This is a genomic window from Photobacterium satsumensis, assembly GCF_050336935.1.
Classification (GTDB): domain Bacteria; phylum Pseudomonadota; class Gammaproteobacteria; order Enterobacterales; family Vibrionaceae; genus Photobacterium; species Photobacterium satsumensis.
Window position 1 is genome coordinate 71,221 of sequence record NZ_JAKJSK010000016.1, and the last position, 24,443, is coordinate 95,663.

Here is a 24,443-nt window from a genome sequence, read left to right on the forward strand (position 1 = left end):
TTATCAGAATCTGGTGGCCCCTCCCAGACTTGAACTGGGGACCAAGCGATTATGAGTCGCCTGCTCTAACCACTGAGCTAAGGGGCCGATTGGGTGAAATTATATGGGAAGGTCGTGGGCTTGTCTAGCGAATAAAGTGTTTGTTTTGCTTGCTTTTTAGGCAGTTAACGATGTTCGCTTGTTATTGCGGGCTGCGGAAGATAAGTACTTGATGGTAGAAACAAAGGGTATAAAAAAACGGGCCCGAGGGCCCGTCTATATCAATCGTATCAGGATGCGTGGTTATTCATCCAGGAAGCTGCGCAGAACATCTGAGCGGCTTGGGTGGCGTAGCTTACGCAGTGCCTTGGCTTCGATCTGACGGATACGCTCACGGGTAACGTCGAACTGCTTGCCCACTTCCTCTAGGGTGTGGTCTGTGTTCATGTCGATACCGAAACGCATACGCAGTACTTTCGCCTCACGCGGTGTCAGGCCAGCCAGTACGTCGTTGGTCGCCATACGCAGGTTGGTTGCCGTAGCGGCATCCATAGGCAGCTGAAGCGTGGTATCTTCAATGAAATCACCTAGGTGCGAATCTTCATCATCACCGATAGGGGTTTCCATCGAGATTGGCTCTTTGGCAATCTTCAGTACTTTACGGATCTTGTCTTCCGGCATCTGCATACGCTCAGCCAGCTCTTCCGGCAATGGTTCACGGCCCATTTCCTGTAGCATCTGGCGAGAGATACGGTTCAACTTGTTGATAGTCTCAATCATGTGAACCGGGATACGGATAGTACGTGCCTGGTCGGCAATCGAACGGGTGATTGCCTGACGGATCCACCATGTCGCGTAAGTCGAGAATTTGTAACCACGACGGTATTCGAACTTGTCGACCGCCTTCATCAGGCCGATGTTACCTTCCTGGATAAGATCCAAGAATTGAAGGCCACGGTTGGTGTACTTCTTGGCAATCGAAATAACCAGACGCAGGTTAGCCTCAACCATTTCTTTCTTCGCACGGCGAGCTTTCGCTTCACCGATCGACATGCGGCGGCTGATGTCTTTGATGCGCTCGATAGACAGGCCGGTGTCTTGCTCTAGAATACGCAGTTTGGTTGTCGCACGACGAAGATCTTCTTCGTAGTTCTTCAGGCGTTCAGCGTAAGGCTTACCAGAGTTCAGCGCTTCGTCAATCCACTCAGAAGAGGATTCGTTGCCGGCAAAAAAGCTGACAAAGGTTTTCTTTGGCATCTTGCTGTTGTCGACACACATGCGCATGATCAGGCGCTCGTTGGTGCGTACCTTATCCATCGACTCACGCAGTGAGCTAATCAGCTTATCGAACTGCTTAGGGATCAGGCGGAATTGCTTGAAGATATCAGAAAGAACATCAACGGCTACGGCAGTTTTTGGATCCTGACGGCCGTGGGTATCAATCGCCAATGCCATATTGTCATAGGCGATTCGCAGTTCGTTGAACTTTTCACGCGCAAGTTCCGGGTCAATACCCGTATCTTCTTCTTCGTCATCCTCGTCTTCGTCTTCTTCCAGATCTTTGTCTTCGTCTTCAAGATCTGCATCGCTTAACTCAGAGCCGATGTGCGTGGCAGTTGGTGCTGCGGTTGCTTCTTCATTCGGGTCAACAAAACCAGAAATGATATCTGTCAGGCGAAGCTCCTCGGCTTCAACCTTGTCAAACTGCTCAAGCAGGTATGCGATGGCGCTAGGGTATTCGGCAACAGAGCACTGAACCTGGTTAATACCGTCTTCAATGCGCTTCGCGATATCAATCTCGCCTTCGCGGGTAAGGAGTTCAACTGTACCCATTTCACGCATGTACATACGTACTGGGTCAGTAGTGCGGCCAATTTCGCTTTCTACACTTGATAGGGCCTGGGCCGCGGCTTCAATCGCGTCTTCGTCCGCATTGTCTTCTGTCATCATCAGATCATCGGCATCAGGGGCAGTTTCAACCACCTTAATACCCATGTCATTAATCATCTGAATGATGTCTTCCACCTGATCAGAATCAACGATGTCTTCTGGTAGGTGGTCATTTACTTCGGCGTAGGTCAGATAGCCTTGTTCCTTGCCTTTAGCAACAAGTAACTTTAGCTGTGACTGCGGATTTTGCTCCATAGACGATATCCAACTTAGGGTCTGATTGAGAATAGTAGTATGCAGAGATGCAAACCAATAATTATAACAAATTTCTTAATTGATGACTACTTACTAGCCGGGACGGTTGAGTATAAGCAACTGCAATTCCCGCTTCTCTTCGACTGATAAGCCGACGGTTCTCGATTTAGCCTGCAACTTTTCGATTTGTTGTTTAACGCACTGGTCAATGACTTTGTCCATTGCGTCAAGAAAAACATCTAGAGTGTTGTCCTCTTCCTTGGCGAGAGGTAGCTGCCAGGCCGCCAGACGAGCCAGCATCCCTTCGCTTTTGCTTCCGCGCCAACCCTCTAGAAGTTGTCCAGTTCTAACATTGGGGTTCGCCCGACACTTTTCAACTATTGTTATTAATAAATTTAGTCCAGCGACATCGATTCCTTCAAATGCCGCCATATCAAATTCTAGGCTATTGACAAATCCTGGGTTCTGGATGAGCAACGCTATCACTTCCCGCATCGGGGTGCGCTTAATATCAGGCTGGCCAACTTTCTTTGGGGCGTCGGCCCCCTGTTTAGAGATTAGCTGCTGCAGCTGGCTTTCGTCGGGTAATCCCAGTTTTCTTCCCAGCATCTCACGCAAATAGAGGCGCAGGGTGCCGCCCGGCACCTTGTCGATCAGCGGAACCGCCAACGTACTGAGCTTGGCTTTGCCTTCGTTGCTGCTGGTATCGACTTGCTGGAGCAAGGTGGTGAACATGAAGTCCGACAGGTTCATCGCCTGGTTGACTTGTTGCTCGAACCCTTCCTGGCCGTACTGACGGATATAAGTATCGGGATCCTCGCCGTCGGGCAGGAACATAAACTTGAGCTGGCGGCCGTCGTTAAGGTACGGCAGGGCTTGTTCCATGGCACGCCATGCGGCATCACGGCCGGCTCGGTCGCCATCGTAGCAACACACCACGGTACCGGTTTGGCGGAACATCATCTGGATGTGATCACCGGTGGTCGAGGTACCCAGTGAGGCAACGGCATAGTCGACCCCGAATTGGGCCAGGGCAACAACATCCATATAGCCTTCTACTACCAGTAGCTTTTCCGGTTCGCGGTGGGCTTGCAGGACTTCGTACAGGCCATAGAGCTCGCGCCCCTTGTGGAAAATCGGGGTTTCTGGTGAGTTGAGGTATTTCGGCGTACCGTCCCCCAGTACCCGGCCACCAAAGCCGATCACCCGGCCACGGCGGTCGTGGATCGGGAACATGACCCGGCCACGGAATCGGTCATAGCGGCGGCCGTTGTCGTTTTCGATCAGCATGCCGGCACTGACCAGCGCCTGCTGGGCCTGCATATCGCGGCCAAAACGGTTACGGACCTGATCCCACTGATCCGGTACAAAGCCGATACCAAACTTCTTGACGACCTCACCGGATAGCCCGCGCTCTTTGAGGTAGTCGATTGCAACCTGACCTTCCTGGGTGCGTAACTGGCTTTGGTAGAACTGGGAGATCTGTCCCATCATGTCGTACAAGCCGAGCTTTTCTTTGCTGCGGGTGGCGGGCTGACCGCCACCGCTACCTTGCTCGCGCGGCACTTCGAGACCAAGTTGTGAGGCTAGCTCATCGATAGCTTCGACAAACTCCAGGCGGTCGAACTCCATGACGAAGTCGAGGACATTGCCGTGGGCTCCGCAACCAAAACAGTGGTAGAACTGCTTTTCCTGGCTGACAGAGAATGAAGGTGTCTTTTCGTTGTGGAACGGACAGCAGGCACCAAAGTTCTTGCCCTGTTTCTTGAGCTTAACTCTGGCATCCACAATATCCACGATGTCATGCCGCGAGATGAGATCATCGATAAATGTACGTGGGATTTTTCCTGCCATAGCGTGGTGTTACCTGCTGTGTGTGGGGGTGCCAAATCAAAGTGTTATCGCTGATGATAGCACTTTGATTTGGCATCGTTGAAATATAATTGACGGGATGCTGAATACGAACAAGCCGCGCAGTCCGGAACCGGATAGCACGGCTTGTTGCAGAAATAGGGTAGGGATTAACCTAGCTTGGCTTTCACCAACTGGCTAACTTTACCCATATCGGCACGACCCTGAACTTGTGGCTTCAACACGCCCATCAGTTTGCCCATGTCTTGCATGCTGGCAGCACCGGTTGTCGCAATTGCCTCATCCAGCAGAGCGGCGACTTCGTCGTCGGTCAGCGGCTGCGGCATGAACTCTTCCAGTACTGTGATTTCAGCAAGCTCAACATCAGCAAGATCTTGGCGATTGGCTGCTTCGTATTGAGCAACAGAATCACGGCGCTGTTTTACCATTTTGGTCAATACTGCCAGCACGTCGTCTTCGCCAAGAGTGATCTTCTCGTCGACTTCGCGCTGTTTAATGGCAGCCATTACCAAACGAATCGTGCCAAGACGAGGTTTGTCTTTGGCTTTCATCGCTGTTTTTTGTTCGTCTTTTAGACGTTCAATCAGAGTCATAACACGTTCCTTCTGTTAATCAGACAGATTAGTACAGACGAACGCGACGCGCGTTTTCGCGAGCCAATTTCTTCAGGTGACGCTTAACTGCCGCTGCTTTCGCACGCTTACGTACAGTAGTAGGCTTTTCGAAGTGTTCACGACGACGTACTTCAGAAAGGATACCTGCTTTTTCGCAAGAGCGCTTGAAACGACGTAGTGCTACGTCAAACGGTTCGTTTTCACGTACTTTGATTACTGGCATGTAATACTCACCTCAGAGTGATTCGGTTAATGCTGATGTTCATTAAAGTATCAGCTGATTAAAAATGGTGCGAAATTCTAATCTGATCTGGGGGCATTTGTAAAGCATTCTGCAACCCTGAACTGGTTAATTTCTGTCAAGGGCGGTAGTATGGCCCCCAATTACCATAAGTATAGAGGTTGTTATGCGTATACTGGGCATCGAAACCTCCTGTGACGAAACAGGTGTGGCTATTTTCGATGATGAAAAAGGCCTATTGGCACACGAGCTTTACAGCCAGGTAAAACTGCACGCCGATTACGGTGGTGTTGTTCCTGAGTTGGCTTCCCGTGACCATGTCAAGAAGACGATTCCGCTCATCAAGGAAGCGCTTAACAATGCCGGTTTGACGCCTGCAGATTTAGACGGTGTGGCTTACACTGCTGGCCCTGGCTTGGTAGGCGCACTGCTTGTTGGGGCAACGATAGGCCGAAGCCTGGCGTATGCCTGGGACTTACCTGCTGTCGCTGTACACCATATGGAAGGCCACCTGCTGGCCCCGATGCTGGAAGATAACCCGCCCCAGTTCCCATTTGTGGCACTGCTGGTGTCGGGGGGCCACACCATGATGGTGGAAGTCAAAGGCATTGGCGAGTACCAGATTTTGGGTGAGTCGATCGATGATGCTGCCGGTGAAGCATTTGATAAAACGGCCAAGCTGATGGGGCTGGACTACCCAGGCGGCCCGTTGCTGTCGCGCCTGGCAGACAAAGGCACAGCAGGCCGCTTTAAGTTCCCGCGCCCGATGACTGATCGTCCGGGATTGGATTTCAGCTTTTCTGGCCTGAAGACATTTGCGGCCAATACTATCCGTGCCAATGACGATGACGAGCAGACCCGCGCCGATATTGCTTACGCATTCCAGGAAGCCGTGGTCGATACCTTGGCGATTAAATGTAAGCGTGCTCTTAAGCAGACGGGATTCAAGCGCTTGGTGATTGCCGGTGGTGTGAGTGCTAACAAGCACCTGCGTGAGCAGCTGGAAGCCATGATGGTGAAGATGGGCGGTGAAGTATTCTATCCGCGTACCGAATTCTGTACAGATAATGGGGCGATGATCGCCTTTGCCGGTATGCAGCGCCTGAAAAACCAAGAGACAATGGATTTGGGAGTGAAAGCCTTCCCACGTTGGCCTATTGATCAGCTTAAACCTATTCAAGGCGAATAAAGCGGTTTAAAAAGATGGGCTAGATAAGCAACCCTGCGGCAAGCTGTGACTCAGTCTTGTGGCGGGGTTGTTTTGTTTTTGCGTTGGAATTTATGCCAAATTTTACTTTCCTCACCTTCCAGCAGGCGACGTACGTTGTCGTGATGGCGTAAGACGATAAGGCATGACAGCATGGCCACAGGCATGGTGTATTCGGGTTTGACCCACCAAGTAAACAGCGGTGCGGCAAGGGCCGTGACCATGGAGCCTAGCGAAGAATAACCGGTTACCAGCACGGTCAGTACCCAGGTGCTGATCAGCAAGCCGCTTAAATCCCAGCCGATGGGAGCCAGTGAGCCTAGAGCGGTGGCTACCCCCTTTCCGCCTCGGAAATGAAAGAAGATCGGATAGATATGACCGAGACACGCGGCGATCCCGATGAACCCCAGCATGAACGGGTTGACTCCGATAAAGTAGCTAAGCCATACCGGCAGCATCCCCTTGAGGATGTCGCACACCAGCACGCTAGCGGCTGCTCCGCGTCCACCCAGACGCAAGACATTGGTCGCCCCGGGGTTACCCGAGCCGTTTTCTCGCGGATCCGGCAGGCCGTACAGGCGGCAGATCAGGACGGCACTGGATATTGAACCCAGCAGGTAGGCGCCGATAATGATCATGAGTACAAGTGGTGTCATGTAAGGTCCTGTCGCTAGTGGCCTTAAGCCGCCGATTTTATCTCTCGTCTGCCATGATGCGTGGGCCGGCATATGGTATAGTGCTCAGCCAACGCCGATAGGCAACACGATGATCATATAAATCAAGATCATAGTATATTGACGATTACGACCTGATAATACGCGTTTTTGCTCAAATTAGGTATCCGACCTCTAACTAAATTAGCGATTGAACATGGATTCAGTATTTATCGAACATCTAGAAGTCATCGCCACCATTGGTGTGTATGACTGGGAACAGGAAATCAAGCAGAAATTGGTGCTTGATTTGGAAATGGCGCACGATAATCGTCCTGCTGCACAAAGTGATGATGTCGCCTATGCCTTGGATTACGCAGCGGTGAGCGATGCTGTGACACAGCATATTCAAAATGGCCGTTTTTTGTTGGTTGAGCGGGTGGCCGAGGAGATCGCTAACCTGATCATGACCCAGTTCTCGGTACCATGGATCAAAGTTCGGGTGACCAAGCCCGGTGCGGTGGCCAATGCCCGTGGTGTGGGGGTTGTGATCGAGCGAGGAAGCAAGTGACCTCGGTCTATATCAGCCTTGGCTCAAACATTGATCGCGAACACTACCTGCAGGCCGGTTTGGCTGGCTTGAGCCAGCTTGGTGCGGGGATGAAGGTGTCGACCATCTATGAAGCGGAGCCGGTAGGGTTTAGCGGGCCGAACTTTTTTAATTGTGTCGCTGTCATCGAAACGTCTTTGTCATTGGATACACTGCTGCACGCGTTGAAGCAGCTAGAGTTGAAACATGGCCGCTCACCCGATGCGGTCAAAAATCAAAGTCGTACCTTGGATCTGGATATCCTCCTATACGGTGACACCGTGCAGGACGCTTACCCGGTTCTCCCTCGTAGTGATATTTATAAGTTCGCCTTCGTGCTGCAGCCTTTGATGGAGCTGTGCCCACACCGGGTGATCCCGGGTGATGGCCGTACGGTCACCGAGCTTTGGCATGCTTCTCGTTTTGAACAGGCCCTTTGGCCTGTAGAGCATCATTTTGTTGTTTAGGGATTGTGATGAGTTATTTTGAAGCCTTTGTGCTGGCCCTGATCCAGGGATTGACTGAATTTTTGCCGATTTCGAGCTCGGCTCACTTGATTTTGCCTTCTGCCATTCTGGGTTGGGATGATCAAGGCTTGGCGTTTGATGTAGCGGTCCATGTTGGTACCCTGGCCGCAGTGATCTGGTACTTCCGCAAGGAAGTGGTTGCCCTGCTGTCGGCGTGGATCAGCTCTATTTTCAAAAAGGAGCACAGTGCCGAGTCCAAGCTGGCGTGGATGATTGTACTGGCGACGATCCCGGCCTGTCTCTTTGGCCTGTTCATGAAAGATATCATCGAGATCTATTTGCGCTCGGCGTGGGTGATTGCCTGCACTACCATCTTTTTTGGTTTGTTGCTGTGGTGGGTGGATGTTCGTGCCCCGCAAAAAGACGATGAGTACCAAGCTGATTGGAAACGTTCACTGTTTATCGGTCTGGCACAGGCCGCGGCGATGATCCCAGGGACTTCACGCTCTGGTGCCACTATGACGGCGGCGCTTTACTTGGGCTTCACCCGTGAAGCCGCAGCACGTTTCTCGTTCCTGATGTCTATTCCTATCATCTTGCTGGCGGGTGGTTACCTAGGTATGAAGTTGGTGGCGAGTGGCGCGCCGATTCAGATTGATGCTTTGATGATTGGTATCGCGGTGTCTTTTGTCAGTGCATACGCCTGTATCCATGCGTTCCTCAAACTGGTGACCCGCTTGGGCATGTTCCCGTTTGTGGTTTACCGTCTGCTGCTTGGTGTGGGCTTGATTGCGTTTTTGGTCACTCAGTAACCCGCAGTCAGCGATTGATATAGAAAGCCCGGCAATGATCTTGCCGGGCTTTTTCTTTTTGGCTAGTAGTTTGGCGTATGCGCTAGCGTAAAGTGGCCAGTGCCGCAGTCACCGCATCCGCGCGTCTCAATGCCAGTTGCTCTTTGATTTCCTTGCCTTTGTATCCAGCTGCGACGATGGGCTTTACTTCGACAGATTGGGCTGCGGCAAAGGCACCCTCGAAGATATCGGCCTGTGGGTAGGGATCATTTTCAAAACCGGTACGTCCACGCACATCCGCTCGACAGCAGGTCGCCAATTGTGCCACCCGCTCAGGCTTACGCCAGGCATCGATTTGATCGAAAATGTTGATGAAGGTTGCTGGGCGTAGCTCGGCAGCAAAATGCAATTTGGTATGCTGGGCACAGACCATCAAGGCAATATCGCGGTACTCATTGGGTACCCGTAAGCGTTGACATAGCTCGCGTATCGCAACGAGTCCGGTGTGGCAGTGCATTTTGTGGCTCGGTAGCTCTTCTTTTGGGGTTAGGGCCTTACCAAGATCATGAACCTGGGCGGCAAAGCGGATCACCTTGGAAGTGCTGAGGCCCGCGGCTTGCTCAGCGACCAGCAGGGTGTGGATACCGCAGTCGATTTCCGGGTGCCATTTCTCTGGCTGGGGAACACCAAATAAGGCGTTGATTTCAGGCATGATCACCGCAAGGGCACCACACTGGCGCAGGACTTTGAGGAAGATCTCCGGATTGTCTGACTGCAGTGACTTTTCCCACTCGATCCAGACCCGCTCTGGTGTTAGCGCGGACAGCTCGCCGGCAACAACCATATCCTGCATCAGCGACATGGTTTCGGGGGCGACGGTAAAGCCAAGATGGGCAAAACGGGCGGCAAAGCGAGCAACGCGCAGAACCCTTAATGGATCTTCGACAAAGGCGGGCGAGACATGGCGAAGTTGGCGCAATGCGAGATCTTGCTGGCCATGATAGGGATCAATCAGGGAACCGTCTTGCGCTTGGGCAATGGCATTGATGGTCAAATCACGGCGCATTAAATCCTGCTCCAGAGTGACATCCGGTGCTGAATAGCAGATAAAGCCGGTATATCCTTGGCCGGACTTACGCTCGGTGCGGGCAAGGGCATACTCTTGCTTGGTTTTTGGGTGCAGGAATACCGGGAAGTCGCTGCCTACTTGGTTGTAACCTTGCTTCAGCATTTGCTCCGGGGTGGTCCCCACAACAACCCAGTCTTTGTCTTTCACTGGCAATTCAAGCAGGGCATCACGGACAGCCCCGCCAACTAAATACGTTTGCACTGTTTTATCCTTTTTCGTTCTGACTGCAGACTGTTATCTGTCGAGTATACCAAACCTCAAAGGCTCTCACGAATGGCTTGCTATAGGCCGCGGTTTAAAGGCTAAACGCTTGTCAGGCTTGAGCTGAAGGGCTATACATTCAGTAAAGGGACAGGTAACGTAGGGGCTTCCCCTTCCAGGCCAACAATAAGAGATCAAATGGCATGTACAAGGACTTTTTTGGGATCACCGAGTCACCATTTTCAATTGTGCCCAGCGCACGCTTTCTGTACCTCAGTGAGCGCCACCGCGAAGCACTGACCCATATGTTGTCCAGCCTCAATGGAGGGGGCGGCTTCGGTTTATTGACCGGCGAGGTCGGCACTGGCAAGACAACTGTTCTGCGGGCACTGGTATCGCGCCTGCCCCAGGAAACCCAGGTGGCGATCATCATGAACCCGTCGCTCTCGACCCGGGAATTACTCGCCAGCCTCTGCGATGAACTCGGCATTGAATATAACGATGAAGCGACGATCAAAATCCTGACTGATGGGATCTACCAGCACTTGCTGGCCAACCATCGTGAAGGACGCCAGACCCTGCTGCTCATCGACGAAGCCCAGCACCTGCTGCCGGAAGTGTTGGAGCAACTGCGTCTATTGACCAACCTTGAAACAGATAGTGTCAAGCTACTCAAGGTGGTCCTGGTCGGTCAGCCAGAGCTGCAACAGCTATTGCAGCAAGACAGGTTACGCCAGCTAGCCCAGCGTATCACCTCCCGTTATCACTTGTTGCCACTGACAGAAGAGGAAGTGCGGGAATATATCCATTACCGTTTGCAGGCGGTGGACTGCCTGCATGAGGTGTTCCCTCCGGCCCAGACCAAGCAGATTGCGAAGGCGACAGGGGGGATCCCAAGGCTGATCAACTTGGTGTGTGACAAGTCGATGCAGCTGGCCCACCAACAATCGACCCTTCTGCTGAACAAAGAGCTGGTAGAGCAAGCCTGCAGTGACGTGCTGAGCTGGCAGCTACCGCAATATACCGCGCTGGGCCAGCTTGATGCCCCTTCGGCTTCACGCAAACCCTTGCTGGTGGCCGTGGCCGCTGGGATCATCACCGCGGTTGGTGTGGGATATGGGGCGGGACTGCTGTCTTTCCCCGTAAGTTCAGCCTTGCCGGTAGAACCGGCAGCAACTGGGCAAGTGGTTGCAACGGAAGCCGCTGCAGTTAAGGCTGAAGTGGTCAAGGCGGTAGTCCCTGCCGCGACGGCCCAGCCTGCCAAGCCGGTACTGGCACCTACACCAGTACCTTCGGCATCATCCTTCTCGCAGCCACTGTCCCCTCAGGCGCAGTGGCTGGCGGTCGTCAAGCAAGCGGGATCCGAGCGTCTCGCGATGCAAACCCTCTACAGCCTATGGGGTTACAGTACTCAGCTCAACCAGGCCAATTGCGAGTCGGGAAGCCGTGTTCAGCTTAGTTGCTTTAACGGCAATGGGTCATTGGAGCAGCTGGCCCTGATCAACCGCCCTGCCATCGTGGCGCTTAACGAGCCTAGTGGAGAGGCATTTTTTGCCACCATCTATGCCATCGGTAAGGATAGGGTTGAATTGTTGTTGGCTGGTCAGCGTTTTGCGGTGAGTGCGCAATGGCTGTCACGGCGCTGGGATGGCCAGTATACCTTGCTGTGGCGTCCGCCACTGGGAGAGAAGACGGCAATACGCTACGGTCAGCAAGGTCCCCGGGTACAGTGGCTCGATCGCCAGCTGAGCCAGTTACTCGGGGTCATGCCGGAGAACCAGGATACCTTTGAGCAGGCACTGCTCAATAAACTACGCCGTTTCCAGCGGGCACAAGATTTATCGGTGGATGGCATTGCCGGGCCTCGTACCCTGATGGTGATTGATTCCGCACTGAATTTGCCGGGGCCGACCCTGCAACCGGAGAAAAGTTAATGTCGAAGTTACTCTCAGCTCTGGCCCAGTCAGATGCCCAGCGCGCCTCGGCAACGGTTTCGTCACGGGCGGCTTACCGCACAGGCCCTGCTCCCAAGCAAGCAAATCCATGGTTGCTACCGGGATTGGGATTTGCCCTGCCGGTGCTCGGCATTTTGGGGTACTTGTCTTTGTCATCACCGCAGGTCGATGTCAAACCGGCGCGACAGGTTGTCGCAGCTAGCGTGGCGATGCCGGAGGCCGTCCAGCCAATTGCCGTACCTGTTTCTGTACCAGACACTATATTGCCGCCGGTGGTTGACGTTGCCCCGGTAGCACACGCCTATCCACAAGGTATTGAACCGCTTGATTACCCTCAGCTGTATACCGAGCCTTTGCCGAGCCAGACAAGAGTGCCCCAGCGAGCCCGCTACACGCAGATGCCCTCCTCTTCATTGCCTGTTGGGCAGGCCGTCAATGAGCCTAGTGGTTGGGAAAGCGAACCAATGCCAGTGGGGAGGTCGGTAGAACGGCCAGTGGATGATAGCTGGGATCTTGAGGCGCTCGATTATTCCGAGCTATCCCCAGAGCTGGCCAGTCAGCTACGCTCTGCTATCGCTGCAACCGGAGACGGGGAAACCCTACCTCAACTGCTGCAGGAACAGCGCTTGCCATCATTGCCTAAGCCACAGGAGCCGATGGCAGCGGTATCCATTGGTAATTTGCCTGCATCTGTTCAAGATAGGATCCCGGCACTGAATTTCCAGACCCATATCTATTCTTCTGCGCCCAACAGCCGGTGGGTGAAGGTCAACGGCAGTGAAGCCTATGAAGGGGATGAGATTGCGCCCGGGGTAACATTACGGCGCATTGATCCGCGCGAGGTGGTGTTCGATTTTGAATCTTATCTGATTTCGATGCCGGCGCTGTCGGAGTGGTAGCCATAAAGCGCATTTAAACCATCGAAAAAGAGACAATAAAAAAGGCAGCTAAGCTGCCTTTTTTGAATCTGTGGTGTTAGCCAGATTATGCCCAACCGTTGTTGCGCTTGCGGCGACGAGGGATAAGGTGAGGCAAAACCAGACCGAATAGCAAACCGCCACCGGCAACCATACCGCCGTAGGTGAACCAGCGCATCAGCAAGTCATCTTTTTGTGTATCCAGGCGGGCACGTAGCTCGCGGATCTCTGCTTGTGATGTCATCAGCTGTTCGTTCAGCTGACCGTTCTGGGTTTCCAGATCAGAAATCTGTTCGTTACGAAGTTTGAGCGAGCTCTGCAGGCCAGCCGTTTTCTCATCGCCTGACTCAAGGGCTTCTTCAAGTTGGGCTTTGACTTCTGTCAGCTCTTTCTCTAGGGCGGGAAAACGCACTTTCAGGCCAACTTGCGGTGAAACAAAATCAGAGTTAACCCAGCCGGTACGACCGCGGTTATCCCGGACTTTACTAAACCCCGTCTCGCGGTTGGTTTCCAGTAGGTCTACCTTGGTACCGGCGTTCACACTGCCCATAATGCGGTATTGGGTGCTTGGCCCATTGTGCATATAGGTAAATAGATTGTCGGAGATATACCGAGTTTGGGCCTGTGCAGGCATGGTCGCCATTGCACAAGCGAATAATAGTAAGCTGATTAGCTGCTTCACAATTTGATTCCTTGGGGGAGAGCCTGTTTTTCTCTAAGAGGCAAAGTCTAAGAATTTTGTGCGTTGGGTGCAAGAAAAGAGGGAGGCATCGCCTCCCTCTTTTGATCTTGAGCCCGCTTTGACGGTGTTTAACCAAACACTGCTTGCATTGCGTAGAAGAAAATGACTGCAAGCAGGGCGCCAGCAGGCAGGGTAACAACCCAAGAGGCAACGATATTACGTACCACACCAAGGTTCAATGCTGCGATACCGCGGGCAAAGGCAACACCAATGACACCACCGACTAGGGTCTGGGTGGTTGAAATAGGAAGACCTGTACCAGAAGCAAGTACAACGGTTGATGCGGTCGCTAGCTGTGCAGCAAAGCCACGGCTCGGTGTTAGTTCGGTAATACCGGTACCAACGGTCGCCATAACCTTGTGGCCCATGGTTGCCAGGCCGACAACGATACCTATACCACCTAATGGCAAGATCCACCAAGCGATTTGGCTCTTGGCCGTGATTTCACCCATATTCTGAACAGTAGAGACAACGGCAGAAAGAGGACCGATAGCATTGGCTACGTCGTTAGAGCCGTGGGCAAAGGCCATCGCACAAGCTGTAACCACCATCAGCAGGCTGAAAATACGCTCAACACCAGCGTAACCGTTACTATCTACTGACGTACCGTCATCTGTGTACTTGCGATTAATATAAATGTAACCAAACACCATTACAATGAGTGACACTGCAACAGCGGCAACCCATGCTTCACCGCTAGAAAGGTGAAGACCAACATGTTTCAGACCCTTCTTGATAGTCACAAGAGCGATGACAATCGTGGTCATGAACATGTAGACAGGCACAAAGCGCTTCGCATTTACAATTGGATTATCGGTATCGAAAATCAGGCGCTGGGCGCTAATGAAAATGGCATAAGCAAACAGCCCCGAGATCAACGGAGTGATAAGCCAGCTACCGACGATGCCCTGTACCGAGCTCCAGTCAACAGCTTCTGTTCCCGCTGAAACACAGGCAAAACCGATGATGGCACCAATAATGGAGTGAGTCGTAGACACCGGCCAACCCATATAGGATGCAACCAGTAGCCAAGTACCCGCAGCCAATAGGGCCGACATCATGCCGTACACCAATACTTCAGGATTGGCAGCATAGAGAGAGGTTTCGATTACCCCTTTACGGATGGTATCTGTTACTTCACCACCTGCTAGGTAGGCACCCGCAAACTCGAAGATCATCGCAATGATGATTGCTTGTTTCACGGTTAGTGCTTTCGAACCAACCGAGGTACCCATGGCATTAGCAACATCGTTTGCGCCAATACCAATAGCCATCAATAGACCAAAAAAAGCCGCCACCAAAATAAGAATGGTGCCGTAGTTAGCCAGGATTTCCATTGTAAAACCTTGTTTTTGTTACATTCTTTCGCTTATGAGCGCGATAGCATGATTTCAAGACGAGAGCCGACACGCTGTGCCTGATCAGCAATAGCACCAACCCACTCGAGAATCTTGTAAAGGAACATGATATCCACCGGACTGTATTGGTCTTCGATGGACATGAGCTGTTGGCGAAGCAAGATCTGCATGCTGTCAGTATCGTCTTCGATAACATCAAGCTGGTTGATCATCTCTGCCACAAGCGTCACTTCCCTACCTTTAAAGCCTGTTTCAAGAAGCTCGTCCAGTTCGTTGATCACTCGGTTCGCCTGATTGGCGGCGTCAAGACAACGTTGAACGTAGGCAATAAAGTCAGGATACATTTCGGAAGGAATCTGAAGCTGGCGACCTAAGACGCGACCTGCAATGTCTTTCGACAGGTTAGCAAGCTTATCTTGTTGGGTCAGCAGGCCTAACATGTCAGTACGATCGACTGGCATGAACAGACCACGAGGAAGTTTCAAACGGATTTCACGCTTGAGCACATCCGCATCTTTTTCAAGCTGGGAAATTTGCTCGCGCAGGACAGCCGCTTGCTCCCAATCACCCGCCTTACAGGCTTCGAAGAAAGGGACAAGTAGTTCACAACAATCATTTACACGAGTAACGTGACGTTGCAATGGTTTGATTGGGGACTTAGCAAATAGCCCCATAATAGTATTTACTGGCATAGCCGAATAACCTAGAAAGTGCCTTAAGTGGCTAATTCTTGAGCGATGGTCATTAAGGCGCGCATGGTAACGCATAAGTAAGTATAGGGGAACTAATTTCGATCAAGGTTTTGTTGATATTTCATGCTTGCCCCGGAGTGCAATTGCCAATATCCTTGCTTTGCCACTGTTTATAGGTAGAACTATGGAAACTGAGATAGAACTGAAGTTTTTCGTCTCACCAGAATTTTCGAGCCAGCTACAAAAAAAAATCGCTGAAGCGAAAGTTCTGCAGCAAAGTCGTCGTGAGTTAGGCAATGTCTACTTCGACACCCCAGACCAAATTCTTCGCCAGCACGACATCGGTCTTCGGATCCGTCGTTTTGATGATGTATTTGTCCAAACATTGAAGACCGCGGGCCGCGTGGTCGCCGGATTGCACCAGCGTCCGGAATACAATGCCGAAACCAAGAGTACCGTTCCCGCTCTCTGCCTGCATCCTGCTGATGCCTGGCCGGAGGGGTTTGATATCGAGCGTACCCAGCAGCAACTGCAGCCATTATTCTCTACTGATTTTGTCCGCCAGCAATGGCTCGTCGCCATGCCGGATGGCAGCCAGGTAGAGTTAGCCTTCGATCAGGGGGAAGTCAGTGCTAACGGCCAAACTTCGCCAATTTGTGAAGTCGAACTCGAGCTGAAGTCCGGCCAGACCGATGCCTTGTTTACCTTGGCCCGTGAATTGTGCGTCGACGGCGGCATGCGGCTGGGCAACCTGAGCAAAGCGGCGCGGGGCTACCGCCTGGCGGCAGGCTATCAGGGTGATGATGTGGCTCAGCTGGCTTCGGTCCAACTCGATGGCAGCGAATCAGTGGAAACGGTGTTTGTCAAAACGCTCGAGCATGCGCTGGGGCATTGGCATTACCATGAACAAATCTTTGCCGAGCGCCAAGAGCCAGCAGCGCTGGTGCAAATCCAGCAGGCACTGGGCTTGCTCCGTCAGACCTTGGTCACTTTCGGTGGCATGATCCCGCGTCGGGCCAGTGCCCTGCTGCGTCAGGAATTGCAGTGGCTGGAAGGCGAACTGGACTGGCTAGATGAAGCGGCCGGTTTGGATTATTTGCTGGCGGAAAAGGGCCACGCCCTGAAAAAGCTAAATGCGCGCAAGCAACTGGTTAAGCAGCTTGAAGTGGTTCAGGCGGATCTGCCTGATGACAATGAAATGTTGTTGCTGCTGAGCTCGGCCCGCTATTGTGGCCTGCTGCTGGACCTGAGCCGTTGGCTCTTAAGCCGTGGTTGGCAGCCGTTCCTCGATGATAAGTCTCGGGCTCGCCTGGCCGAACCGGTCAAAGGCTTTGCCGATAATATGTTGGCTCGCTCGTGGCAAGAGCTGCTGGATGTCTTTCCGGCTGAGCGGCAGCTAAACCGGGTTGATTATCTTGATCAGCAACCGCGCTTGGTCCGCAACCTGATGAGTGGCCTGAGCTTTGCTTCTTTATACGAAGAAGACAAACGCTTGGTATTTCGGATGCCTTGGCTGGATTTGTTGCAGGGCATTGAAGATCTGCGCCATCTTGAACCTATTCGCCAGCGGTTGGGCCAACAGGATGATGAAGAGGATCGTAGCCAGCTAGAGAAATGGTTACAGCGCAAGGAAGAATCACTGATCCACGCGATGGATCAGACCCGCCAGATGGGGATTGAATTGGTTCCATACTGGCCGTAAGTGCTACATCGACTGCTTATCAACACCCGGCCATGCGCCGGGTGTTTTTTTAGCCGCTATTTCTTATCTATTTTCTTTTCTATCGCTTCGAGGCGCTCTATTAGCCGCTGTTGGTTTGTCAGCATCGCCTGCCATTCTCGTTCGTGGCGAGCATCGTCTTTTTCTTTCTTCTGCTCCGGATCGGAGATAATGGAGCTGACCAAGCCAGCCACCATACCGAACAAGCCGACCCCACAGATGATAATGACGGCTGCCAGTACCTTCCCCATCACGGTTACTGGGTAGTGGTCGCCATAGCCCACCGTGGAAATCGTCACGAAAACCCACCATAGCGCGTCGCTGGCGTCCTTGATATTGGACTCCGGTACATTACCCTCAAGGATCAGCATCAGGGCTGAGCCGACCGAGACCAACACCGTCAACAGCAAGAATATACTGGCGACGGTGGCTTCACGGCGATTGCTGCGGATTTGGTTGAGGACTTGGTGGCTGGAGCGGATCAGGCGGATCACCCGGAAGACTTGCAACAAGCGAGCAAAACGGATTTGCTCGATAATCGGAATGCTGGCAATAAAGTCGAGCCAGTGGGTTTTGAGGTAATGTAGTTTCTCCTTGCTGCGGAAAAAGTCCGCCAGCAGCTGGCACCAGAATACCAGACAGATAAAGGTGTCGATGCCAAGTAGCAGCAAATAACCGTTACTCTGCTTGGGCAGGAAAATCATGGTGGTGACAATAGTCAGTGATACAAACGACAGCACCAGTGACATCAGGCTCATCGGATTGAGTTCATATTTGACGTGGTCGATCTTTTTCATCATTAAATTTTTTAACTGCGCAGCCGATAGATAGAATGAGGTTTATTGTTTCGGTGCGAAAAATAAATAGATTTCTAGGCACCGACTCCCCGCTTCCCCGTGCATGACTATAGGTCATTTGGATGACCAAGTAACTCTTGCTCTGGGGCGTAATAAGAATATATGGAGATACCACATGACCAAAATGGTTTTCAAGCCATGGGAAAAAGGGCTGACAAATATTCGCTTGGTTCCCAAGCTGTTATTGCTGATGGTGTTCAGTACCATCCTACTGGTTGGCAAGCAGCTTTGGGATGCCAGCACCTTCTATCAATCGGTAGTGGAAATCCAGCAGGACAGGGCGAAAGAGCAAGCGCTGGCAACGGCGGCCGTGATACAGGCTTTGCCATCGGATAGCCAGCAGGATGTTGTTTTGGTGGAAAGTGTGGTTGCCGCCCAGGCAGCAGCGATGAATCGTGAAGCTTATGTCTACCTGGTGGAGCGGGGAAGCAATAAAGTCATCGGCCACCCAGCCGTCAATGCCCTGTCTGAATTGCAGGGTAATGTCGACAGTCTGGGGAGTCTGAATCGTGCCTTGCAGCAATTGGCGGGACAGGCCAGCCTGAACTTTTCCGATCAGTCCCGGTTTGAATATGCGGTTGAATTACCGCGCCTTAATTGGGTAGTTGTGGCTTCCCAGCCAGCTTCAGAGGCAGATGCTTACTATCAGCACTATTTGATGCAGGTGGCATGGCAAACGGCATTGATGATCATTGCTTTTGTGGTGATCCTACTGGGGGGCTCCCATGTCATGCTGCGCCAGACCCGGTACTTGGCTGACAGCATCCAACGTCTGGCCGCCCGTGATCTGACTCAGCCAATTGTCATGGAATGCCGTGATGAATATGGCGATTTGGCCAGGGAGCTGGAGAAAACCCGTCTTCAGCTGCGTGAGGTGATTTCTAACCAGCGTGATGCCGCCGGTGAGCTAGCCGGTCTTGCCGAGGTGATGTCAATCAGCATGGTGGAAACTAAGGAGTCGGCGCAGGAAGAATTCAACGAAATCGACCAGTTGGCGTCGGCAATGAGCGAAATGACCTCGACCGTGCAAACCGTTGCCGAGCACGCCCGCGAGGCATCAAGTGCAACCGAAGGGACGTCAGGCCAAGCCGTACAGGGTCAGCAGTTCGTATCACAGACAATAGGCACGATTAACCAGTTGTCACAGGACATCAGTCAATCAGCCAATGCTGTTAACCAAGTGGAAGAGCGCGTTGAGCAGATTGGCAGCGTGATTGTCACGATCCAAAGCATTTCCGAGCAGACCAACTTGCTGGCGCTCAATGCGGCTATCGAAGCTGCCCGTGCTGGCGACGCCGGGCGGGGCTTTGCTGTGGTGGCCGATGAAGTCCGCAACCTTGCCCAGCGTACCCAGACGGCCACCGTTGAGATCCAAGAGATGATTTCCCAGTTGCAATCCAGTGCCCAGCAGGCTGTTGGCTTGATGGAGCAAAGTGTCGTTGAAGCTGCTGAGGGGGTTGATCTGGTGACCAGTGCCGGTGGGGAGCTGGATAAGATAGTTGAGCAGGTCAGCCTGATCAATGACATGAACTTCCAGATTGCCTCGGCAGCCGAGCAGCAGAGCACCGTAGCCGATGAGATGAACCAGAACCTGACCAACGTCCGTGAGCTGGTGGAGGCATCGGTTGTGGTGGTCACTGAGCTATCGGAAACATCGGATGCCATGCAGGATCATGCCTCTGAACTGGAAAAGAAAATCCAGGCCTTCCATGTGTAGATTAATGGCTTAGCACCGTACTGGTTTTCAGCCAAATCAACGCCCGCCTATGGTGGGCGTTGTGCTATCGTAAGGACAATTAATATCCAGCTTGTGAGTAAGGCTTTGTTCGCTATCACTTGCTGGGCAGATAAGACGACAAGTATTTGAAAAGGAACCCCTATGACTGTGCAGGATCACTTCCAAACCGCGATGGAAAAGGCGTGGGACAAGGTTAACAGTGCCCAGCCTGATGCAATTGCAGACTGGCCGCAGAGCAAGCTCAATGAGCTTAAGCAAGTCTTGGCTTACAGTGACTTTGTGACCGCGTCGGTCGTTCGCGATGCTACCTTGTTACCTTGGCTTGCCCTGCATTTGGATGATACTGAGCGGGCAGAAAGTTACCGGTCCGAGCTTGCTCAGCTGTTGGTAGCCGTGAGTGATGAAGCGGGCATGATGCGGGTCTTGCGTCAGTTCCGTCACCGCGAAATGGTCTGGATAGCATGGCGTGACTTTATCGGCCGCAACAGATTGGATTTAAGCCTTAACCACCTCTCTATGCTGGCTGAGGCAATGATCATGGAAGTCTACAATTGGCTCTATGCCCAATGCTGCCGGGAGTGGGGCACTCCGATGAACAGTAATGGCGAAGCGCAGCCTATGTTGATCCTTGGGATGGGCAAGCTAGGCGGTGGTGAGCTGAACTTCTCGTCTGATATCGATTTGATCTTCACCTACCCGGAAAACGGTGAGACCCAGGGCGGACGGCGAAGCCTAGCCAATGCCCAGTTCTTTACCCGCTTGGGACAGCGCTTGATCAAGGCGCTCGATCAGCAAACGTTTGATGGGTTTTGCTACCGGGTCGATATGCGGCTGCGTCCGTTTGGTGATAGTGGCCCCTTGGTGATGAGCTACGCTGCATTGGAAGATTACTACCAGGAGCAGGGACGTGACTGGGAGCGTTATGCCATGATCAAGGCCCGAGTGATGGGCAAAGAAAGCTTCTCCCAGTATCAGGAGCTGCGCCAGATGCTGAGGCCGTTTGTGTTCCGCCGCTATATCGACTTTAGTGCTATTCAGTCATTGCGACGAATGAAGGCCATGATCAGCAGCGAAGTTCGCCGCCGAGGCTTGACCAATAATATCAAGCTCGGGCCGGGTGGGATCCGCGAAGTGGAGTTTATCGCCCAGTCATTCCAGTTGATCCGCGGCGGTCGGACGCCTGAGTTGCGTGGCCGTGGTTTACGCGAAACCCTGCAGGCGATCAAAACACAAGGGTTACTGCCTGAGAAGCAGGTCGATGACTTGGATCAGGGCTATGCCTTTTTACGCCGGTTGGAAAATTTGCTACAGGCAATCGACGATATGCAGACCCAGACCCTACCGGATAAACCGTTGGATCAATATAGGCTGGCCTTGGCGATGGGGTTTGAGGACTGGTCCGGGCTGGAGCAGGCCGTGAGCCAGCGTATGGCTGCGATCCATGAGGTGTTCGAGGACATCATCGGCGCCGATGAGGAAGAGCCACAAAGCGAAGCCACCGCCCAATTTCATGAAATGTGGGCAATGATCAAAGACGCCGATGTCGTGACAGCGATCCTAGCCGAGATCAACGCTCCTGAGGCAGACAGCCAGTTTGCTATTTTGACTAATATGAAAGCCGAGCTTTCCAAGCGCACCCTCGGGCCAAGGGGTCGTGAGGTCTTGGCCAAGTTAATGCCGACGGTATTAATGTTGATTGTCACCCGAGATGATGCCCCGGCGGTGCTGGAGCGGGTGTGTAAGCTGATCGTCCGGATAGCAACCCGGACGACTTACCTCGAGTTGCTCAGTGAGCACCCGGCGGCTCTGGAGCAGTTGGTACGTTTGTGTGCGGCCAGTCCTATGGTGGCGACCCAGCTGGCCCAGTATCCGATCTTGCTCGATGAGCTACTCGATCCTCAGCACCTGTATAACCCCACGCCGTTGGAGCATTATGGCGATGAGCTGCGTGAATTCCTCGCCCGGATCCCGGAAGAGGATATGGAGCAGCAGATGGAGGCGATCCGCCAGTTCAAGCAGACCCAACTGCTGCGCATTGCGGCCGCTGATATCGCTGGGGCGTTGCCACTGATGAAGGTGAGTGATCACCTTACCTATCTGTCCGAGGCGATTGTCGCGGCGGTGGTTAATCAGGCCTGGTTGCAGATGGCAGAAAAATACGGCGAGCCGACCCACCTGCTCGAGCGAAGCGGACGCGGGTTTGCGGTATTGGGCTATGGCAAGGTCGGAGGCTGGGAGCTGGGCTATGGTTCGGATTTGGATTTGGTGTTCCTGCATGACTGCCCGGATAACGTCTATACCAATGGTCGCAAAGAAATCGACGGTCGTCAGTTCTACCTGCGCCTGGCCCAGCGAATTGTCCACCTGTTCTCCACCCGTACTGCCTCGGGCGTGCTGTATGAAGTCGATATGCGGCTACGCCCATCCGGCGCCTCTGGGCTGTTGGTAAGCACCATGGATGCATTTTCCGACTACCAACAGAAAGAAGCATGGACCTGGGAGCATCAGGCCTTGGTAAGAGCCAGAATGATATTTGGCGATACCCCGCTTAAGCAGGCGTTCGCGTCAGTGAGGCAAACGATTTTGATGTCCCCTCGAGAGCCCGCCCCTTTGCGCAAGGATGTGGTGGCGATGCGCCATAAGATGCGTGAACACCTGGGGAGCAAAAAGGCGGGCATGTTCGGTCTCAAGCAAGATGAAGGTGGGATCACCGATGTTGAGTTTTTGGCCCAGTATTTGGTGCTGCGGCATGCCGCAGAGGAAAAAGCCCTGACCCGTTGGTCTGATAATGTCCGTTTGTTCGAGACCATGGCGGACTACGATATTTTGGCCCCGGAGCAAGCGATACAGCTCAAGCAAGCTTACTGTGTGATGCGTGATGAAATTCATCGCCTGAGCCTGCTTGGTTTACCGGCCTACGTGGAAGAGGGCCGGTTTTCGGCTGAACGCCTAGCGGTACAGCAGATCTGGCAGGCATTGCTGGAACCCGATGCCTAAAAGGGTGACAGATAAGAGGCAAGAGTGAGCGATAGCCTCGCTCTTTGTGATTGAATCAACGTTGAAATCCCCTGAGCAGATGCATGCTAATTTGGCTTTGTGTTAATATTTGGGGGTTAACACAATCCCGGAGAAAAAAATGAAACTGACTCTTCCTGATTATGATCAAGCAGGCGTGCTGGTCGTGGGTGATGTCATGCTGGATCGCTACTGGTATGGGCCGACAGGCCGTATTTCCCCTGAAGCCCCCGTTCCTGTGGTGAAAGTTGATCAGGTTGAGGAGCGTCCGGGTGGCGCCGCGAACGTGGCGATGAATATTGCAGCACTGGGTGGTCACGCCCGATTGGTTGGCTTGACCGGTATTGATGAGCCAGCCCGTGCGCTGTCTGAAAAACTGTCGTCACTGGATGTGCGCTGTGATTTCGTGACCTTGCCGGATTACCCGACAATTACCAAGTTGCGCGTGATGAGCCGTGGCCAGCAGATGATCCGTTTGGATTTCGAAGAAGGTTTCCATAACGTGCCCGCAGATATGATTTTGCCGCGTATGGAGCAAGCACTGTCTTCAAGCAAGGTGGTGGTGCTGTCTGATTATGCCAAGGGTGCCCTTGAGCATGTGCAGGCGATGATCCAGTTGGCGCGCAAGTCTGGTATCTCGGTGATGGTTGACCCGAAAGGGGCGGACTTCGAGCGCTATCGTGGTGCAACCCTGTTGACTCCTAATCTGTCGGAATTTGAAACGGTGGCGGGTAAAACCCTATCGGAACAAGATTTGGTCGAAAAAGGTCTGGCGCTGATCGAGCGCTATGAGTTCGATGCATTGCTGGTGACTCGCAGTGAGCATGGTATGACGTTGCTGCAAAGAGGCCAAGAGCCGCTGCATATGCCTACGCAGGCCAAAGAAGTGTATGACGTGACCGGTGCCGGTGATACGGTTATTTCGGTACTGGCAGCGTCGCTGGCGGCGGGTAAGTCGCTGTCGGACTCATGCAAACTGGCGAATGCCGCGGCAGGTGTTGTGGTTGGCAAGCTGGGTACCTCGACTCTATCGACCATTGAGCTAACTGAAGCGATCCATGGTAGCCAGGACAGCGGCTTTGGTGTGATCAGCGAAGCCCAGCTCAAGCAGGCGGTGAGAACAGCCCGTGCGCGTGGTGAGAAAGTCGTGATGACCAATGGCTGCTTCGATATTTTGCATGCCGGTCATGTGGCGTACCTGAATGAGGCGGCAAAATTGGGTGACCGCCTGATTGTCGCAGTGAACTCTGACAGTTCGGTACAGGCACTCAAAGGCCCTGGCCGTCCGGTCAACCCTGAAGATCGCCGTATGGCGGTATTGGCAGGCTTGGGCGCGGTTGACTGGGTGGTGCCATTCAGTGAAGAAACGCCGCAGCGTTTGATCAGTGAAATTTTACCGACTCTGCTGGTGAAAGGGGGCGATTACAAGCCGGAAGAGATTGCCGGTGGTCAGGAAGTGATTGCTGCTGGTGGTCAGGTATTGGTACTGAACTTCGAAGATGGTTGCTCGACAACTGAAATCATAGAGGCCATCAAAGGGGGTCGAGGCTAGTCGCCTTAA

The 24,443-nt window shown here is 52.9% G+C and carries 20 protein-coding genes and 1 tRNA gene; 10 read left to right on the plus strand and 11 right to left on the minus strand.

Annotation, left to right across the window (positions count from 1 at the left end; translation table 11 throughout):
- Positions 1-11: 11 nt before the first annotated feature.
- The 5 genes from L4D79_RS25715 to rpsU all read right to left on the minus strand — a co-directional run bounded on the left by L4D79_RS25715 (position 12) and on the right by rpsU (position 4,833).
- A tRNA-Ile gene (locus L4D79_RS25715) sits at positions 12-87 on the minus strand.
- Between the two features lie 195 nt (positions 88-282).
- Complete coding sequence (gene rpoD, locus L4D79_RS25720) at positions 283-2,124, minus strand: RNA polymerase sigma factor RpoD (protein ID WP_428655832.1); 1,842 nt, start codon at positions 2,122-2,124, stop codon at positions 283-285.
- A 93-nt stretch (positions 2,125-2,217) separates the two neighbouring features.
- Entirely contained in the window at positions 2,218-3,978 is a 1,761-nt protein-coding gene (gene dnaG / locus L4D79_RS25725; RefSeq protein WP_428655834.1) for a DNA primase, read from the minus strand.
- A 167-nt stretch (positions 3,979-4,145) separates the two neighbouring features.
- The gene (locus L4D79_RS25730) at positions 4,146-4,589 is read right to left on the minus strand and encodes a GatB/YqeY domain-containing protein (protein WP_428655836.1); all 444 of its coding nucleotides are present in this window, start codon (positions 4,587-4,589) and stop codon (positions 4,146-4,148) included.
- Between the two features lie 28 nt (positions 4,590-4,617).
- Positions 4,618-4,833 carry a 30S ribosomal protein S21 gene (gene rpsU, locus L4D79_RS25735; RefSeq protein WP_005301411.1) on the minus strand — a complete coding sequence of 72 codons (216 nt, stop codon included), beginning with the start codon at positions 4,831-4,833 and terminating at the stop codon, positions 4,618-4,620.
- Positions 4,834-5,017: 184 nt separating this feature from the next.
- Between rpsU and tsaD the strand changes: the two genes are divergently transcribed.
- Positions 5,018-6,040, plus strand: a complete 1,023-nt coding sequence (tsaD, locus tag L4D79_RS25740) for a tRNA (adenosine(37)-N6)-threonylcarbamoyltransferase complex transferase subunit TsaD (protein WP_428655838.1) — start codon at positions 5,018-5,020, stop codon at positions 6,038-6,040.
- Positions 6,041-6,090: 50 nt separating this feature from the next.
- On the opposite strand, the gene plsY is transcribed toward tsaD, so the two are convergent.
- On the minus strand, positions 6,091-6,714 hold the full coding sequence (plsY, locus tag L4D79_RS25745) for a glycerol-3-phosphate 1-O-acyltransferase PlsY (RefSeq protein WP_428655840.1): 624 nt from the start codon (positions 6,712-6,714) through the stop codon (positions 6,091-6,093).
- Between the two features lie 214 nt (positions 6,715-6,928).
- On the opposite strand from plsY, the gene folB reads away from it, so the two are divergent.
- From folB to L4D79_RS25760, 3 genes are read left to right on the plus strand one after another with little or no spacing between them, the layout of a single operon-like run.
- Complete coding sequence (gene folB / locus L4D79_RS25750; RefSeq protein ID WP_107299591.1) at positions 6,929-7,282, plus strand: dihydroneopterin aldolase; 354 nt, start codon at positions 6,929-6,931, stop codon at positions 7,280-7,282.
- Entirely contained in the window at positions 7,279-7,767 is a 489-nt protein-coding gene (gene folK / locus L4D79_RS25755) for a 2-amino-4-hydroxy-6-hydroxymethyldihydropteridine diphosphokinase (RefSeq protein ID WP_428655842.1), read from the plus strand. Before folB ends, folK begins: the two co-directional genes overlap by 4 nt.
- An 8-nt stretch (positions 7,768-7,775) precedes the next feature.
- Entirely contained in the window at positions 7,776-8,579 is an 804-nt protein-coding gene (locus L4D79_RS25760) for an undecaprenyl-diphosphate phosphatase (protein ID WP_428655844.1), read from the plus strand.
- A gap of 82 nt (positions 8,580-8,661) precedes the next feature.
- Here L4D79_RS25760 and L4D79_RS25765 read toward each other — a convergent pair whose 3' ends face one another.
- Entirely contained in the window at positions 8,662-9,888 is a 1,227-nt protein-coding gene (locus L4D79_RS25765) for a multifunctional CCA addition/repair protein (protein ID WP_428655847.1), read from the minus strand.
- Positions 9,889-10,091: 203 nt separating this feature from the next.
- Between L4D79_RS25765 and L4D79_RS25770 the strand changes: the two genes are divergently transcribed.
- Together L4D79_RS25770 and L4D79_RS25775 are read left to right on the plus strand one after the other, a co-directional pair.
- Positions 10,092-11,822 (plus strand): ExeA family protein, encoded by a 1,731-nt coding sequence (locus tag L4D79_RS25770; RefSeq protein ID WP_428655849.1) that lies wholly within the window; start codon positions 10,092-10,094, stop codon positions 11,820-11,822.
- Positions 11,822-12,742 carry a general secretion pathway protein GspB gene (locus L4D79_RS25775; protein ID WP_428655852.1) on the plus strand — a complete coding sequence of 307 codons (921 nt, stop codon included), beginning with the start codon at positions 11,822-11,824 and terminating at the stop codon, positions 12,740-12,742. Before L4D79_RS25770 ends, L4D79_RS25775 begins: the two co-directional genes overlap by 1 nt.
- Positions 12,743-12,827: 85 nt before the next feature.
- Here the strand turns inward: L4D79_RS25775 and L4D79_RS25780 are convergent, their stop codons facing one another.
- The 3 genes from L4D79_RS25780 to L4D79_RS25790 all read right to left on the minus strand — a co-directional run bounded on the left by L4D79_RS25780 (position 12,828) and on the right by L4D79_RS25790 (position 15,552).
- Positions 12,828-13,442: a TIGR04211 family SH3 domain-containing protein gene (locus L4D79_RS25780; RefSeq protein ID WP_428655855.1), complete on the minus strand. Its 615-nt coding sequence runs from the start codon at positions 13,440-13,442 to the stop codon at positions 12,828-12,830.
- 128 nt (positions 13,443-13,570) lie between these two features.
- Entirely contained in the window at positions 13,571-14,839 is a 1,269-nt protein-coding gene (locus L4D79_RS25785) for an inorganic phosphate transporter (protein WP_428655857.1), read from the minus strand.
- A gap of 32 nt (positions 14,840-14,871) precedes the next feature.
- On the minus strand, positions 14,872-15,552 hold the full coding sequence (locus tag L4D79_RS25790) for a TIGR00153 family protein (RefSeq protein ID WP_428655859.1): 681 nt from the start codon (positions 15,550-15,552) through the stop codon (positions 14,872-14,874).
- 184 nt (positions 15,553-15,736) lie between these two features.
- Here L4D79_RS25790 and L4D79_RS25795 point away from each other — a divergent pair, with 184 nt between their 5' ends.
- Positions 15,737-17,254 carry a CYTH and CHAD domain-containing protein gene (locus tag L4D79_RS25795; protein ID WP_428655864.1) on the plus strand — a complete coding sequence of 506 codons (1,518 nt, stop codon included), beginning with the start codon at positions 15,737-15,739 and terminating at the stop codon, positions 17,252-17,254.
- Between the two features lie 56 nt (positions 17,255-17,310).
- Here the strand turns inward: L4D79_RS25795 and L4D79_RS25800 are convergent, their stop codons facing one another.
- The gene (locus tag L4D79_RS25800) at positions 17,311-18,069 is read right to left on the minus strand and encodes a potassium channel family protein (protein ID WP_428655866.1); all 759 of its coding nucleotides are present in this window, start codon (positions 18,067-18,069) and stop codon (positions 17,311-17,313) included.
- 175 nt (positions 18,070-18,244) lie between these two features.
- Here L4D79_RS25800 and L4D79_RS25805 point away from each other — a divergent pair, with 175 nt between their 5' ends.
- The 3 genes from L4D79_RS25805 to hldE all read left to right on the plus strand — a co-directional run bounded on the left by L4D79_RS25805 (position 18,245) and on the right by hldE (position 24,434).
- Positions 18,245-19,846, plus strand: a complete 1,602-nt coding sequence (locus L4D79_RS25805) for a methyl-accepting chemotaxis protein (RefSeq protein ID WP_428655868.1) — start codon at positions 18,245-18,247, stop codon at positions 19,844-19,846.
- Positions 19,847-20,008: 162 nt separating this feature from the next.
- Positions 20,009-22,864: a bifunctional [glutamate--ammonia ligase]-adenylyl-L-tyrosine phosphorylase/[glutamate--ammonia-ligase] adenylyltransferase gene (gene glnE, locus L4D79_RS25810; protein WP_428655870.1), complete on the plus strand. Its 2,856-nt coding sequence runs from the start codon at positions 20,009-20,011 to the stop codon at positions 22,862-22,864.
- 139 nt (positions 22,865-23,003) lie between these two features.
- Complete coding sequence (hldE, locus tag L4D79_RS25815) at positions 23,004-24,434, plus strand: bifunctional D-glycero-beta-D-manno-heptose-7-phosphate kinase/D-glycero-beta-D-manno-heptose 1-phosphate adenylyltransferase HldE (RefSeq protein ID WP_428655872.1); 1,431 nt, start codon at positions 23,004-23,006, stop codon at positions 24,432-24,434.
- Positions 24,435-24,443 lie beyond the last annotated feature (9 nt).

Bases quoted from the DNA above. Each gene is read 5' to 3' on its own strand.
- rpoD (WP_428655832.1), bottom strand. From the start codon at position 2,124: ATGGAGCAAAATCCGCAGTCACAGCTAAAGTTACTTGTTGCTAAAGGC.
- dnaG (WP_428655834.1), bottom strand. From the start codon at position 3,978: ATGGCAGGAAAAATCCCACGTACATTTATCGATGATCTCATCTCGCGG.
- L4D79_RS25730 (WP_428655836.1), bottom strand. From the start codon at position 4,589: ATGACTCTGATTGAACGTCTAAAAGACGAACAAAAAACAGCGATGAAA.
- rpsU (WP_005301411.1), bottom strand. From the start codon at position 4,833: ATGCCAGTAATCAAAGTACGTGAAAACGAACCGTTTGACGTAGCACTA.
- tsaD (WP_428655838.1), top strand. From the start codon at position 5,018: ATGCGTATACTGGGCATCGAAACCTCCTGTGACGAAACAGGTGTGGCT.
- plsY (WP_428655840.1), bottom strand. From the start codon at position 6,714: ATGACACCACTTGTACTCATGATCATTATCGGCGCCTACCTGCTGGGT.
- folB (WP_107299591.1), top strand. From the start codon at position 6,929: ATGGATTCAGTATTTATCGAACATCTAGAAGTCATCGCCACCATTGGT.
- L4D79_RS25760 (WP_428655844.1), top strand. From the start codon at position 7,776: ATGAGTTATTTTGAAGCCTTTGTGCTGGCCCTGATCCAGGGATTGACT.
- L4D79_RS25770 (WP_428655849.1), top strand. From the start codon at position 10,092: ATGTACAAGGACTTTTTTGGGATCACCGAGTCACCATTTTCAATTGTG.
- L4D79_RS25775 (WP_428655852.1), top strand. From the start codon at position 11,822: ATGTCGAAGTTACTCTCAGCTCTGGCCCAGTCAGATGCCCAGCGCGCC.
- L4D79_RS25785 (WP_428655857.1), bottom strand. From the start codon at position 14,839: ATGGAAATCCTGGCTAACTACGGCACCATTCTTATTTTGGTGGCGGCT.
- L4D79_RS25790 (WP_428655859.1), bottom strand. From the start codon at position 15,552: ATGCCAGTAAATACTATTATGGGGCTATTTGCTAAGTCCCCAATCAAA.
- L4D79_RS25795 (WP_428655864.1), top strand. From the start codon at position 15,737: ATGGAAACTGAGATAGAACTGAAGTTTTTCGTCTCACCAGAATTTTCG.
- L4D79_RS25800 (WP_428655866.1), bottom strand. From the start codon at position 18,069: ATGAAAAAGATCGACCACGTCAAATATGAACTCAATCCGATGAGCCTG.
- L4D79_RS25805 (WP_428655868.1), top strand. From the start codon at position 18,245: ATGACCAAAATGGTTTTCAAGCCATGGGAAAAAGGGCTGACAAATATT.
- glnE (WP_428655870.1), top strand. From the start codon at position 20,009: ATGACTGTGCAGGATCACTTCCAAACCGCGATGGAAAAGGCGTGGGAC.
- hldE (WP_428655872.1), top strand. From the start codon at position 23,004: ATGAAACTGACTCTTCCTGATTATGATCAAGCAGGCGTGCTGGTCGTG.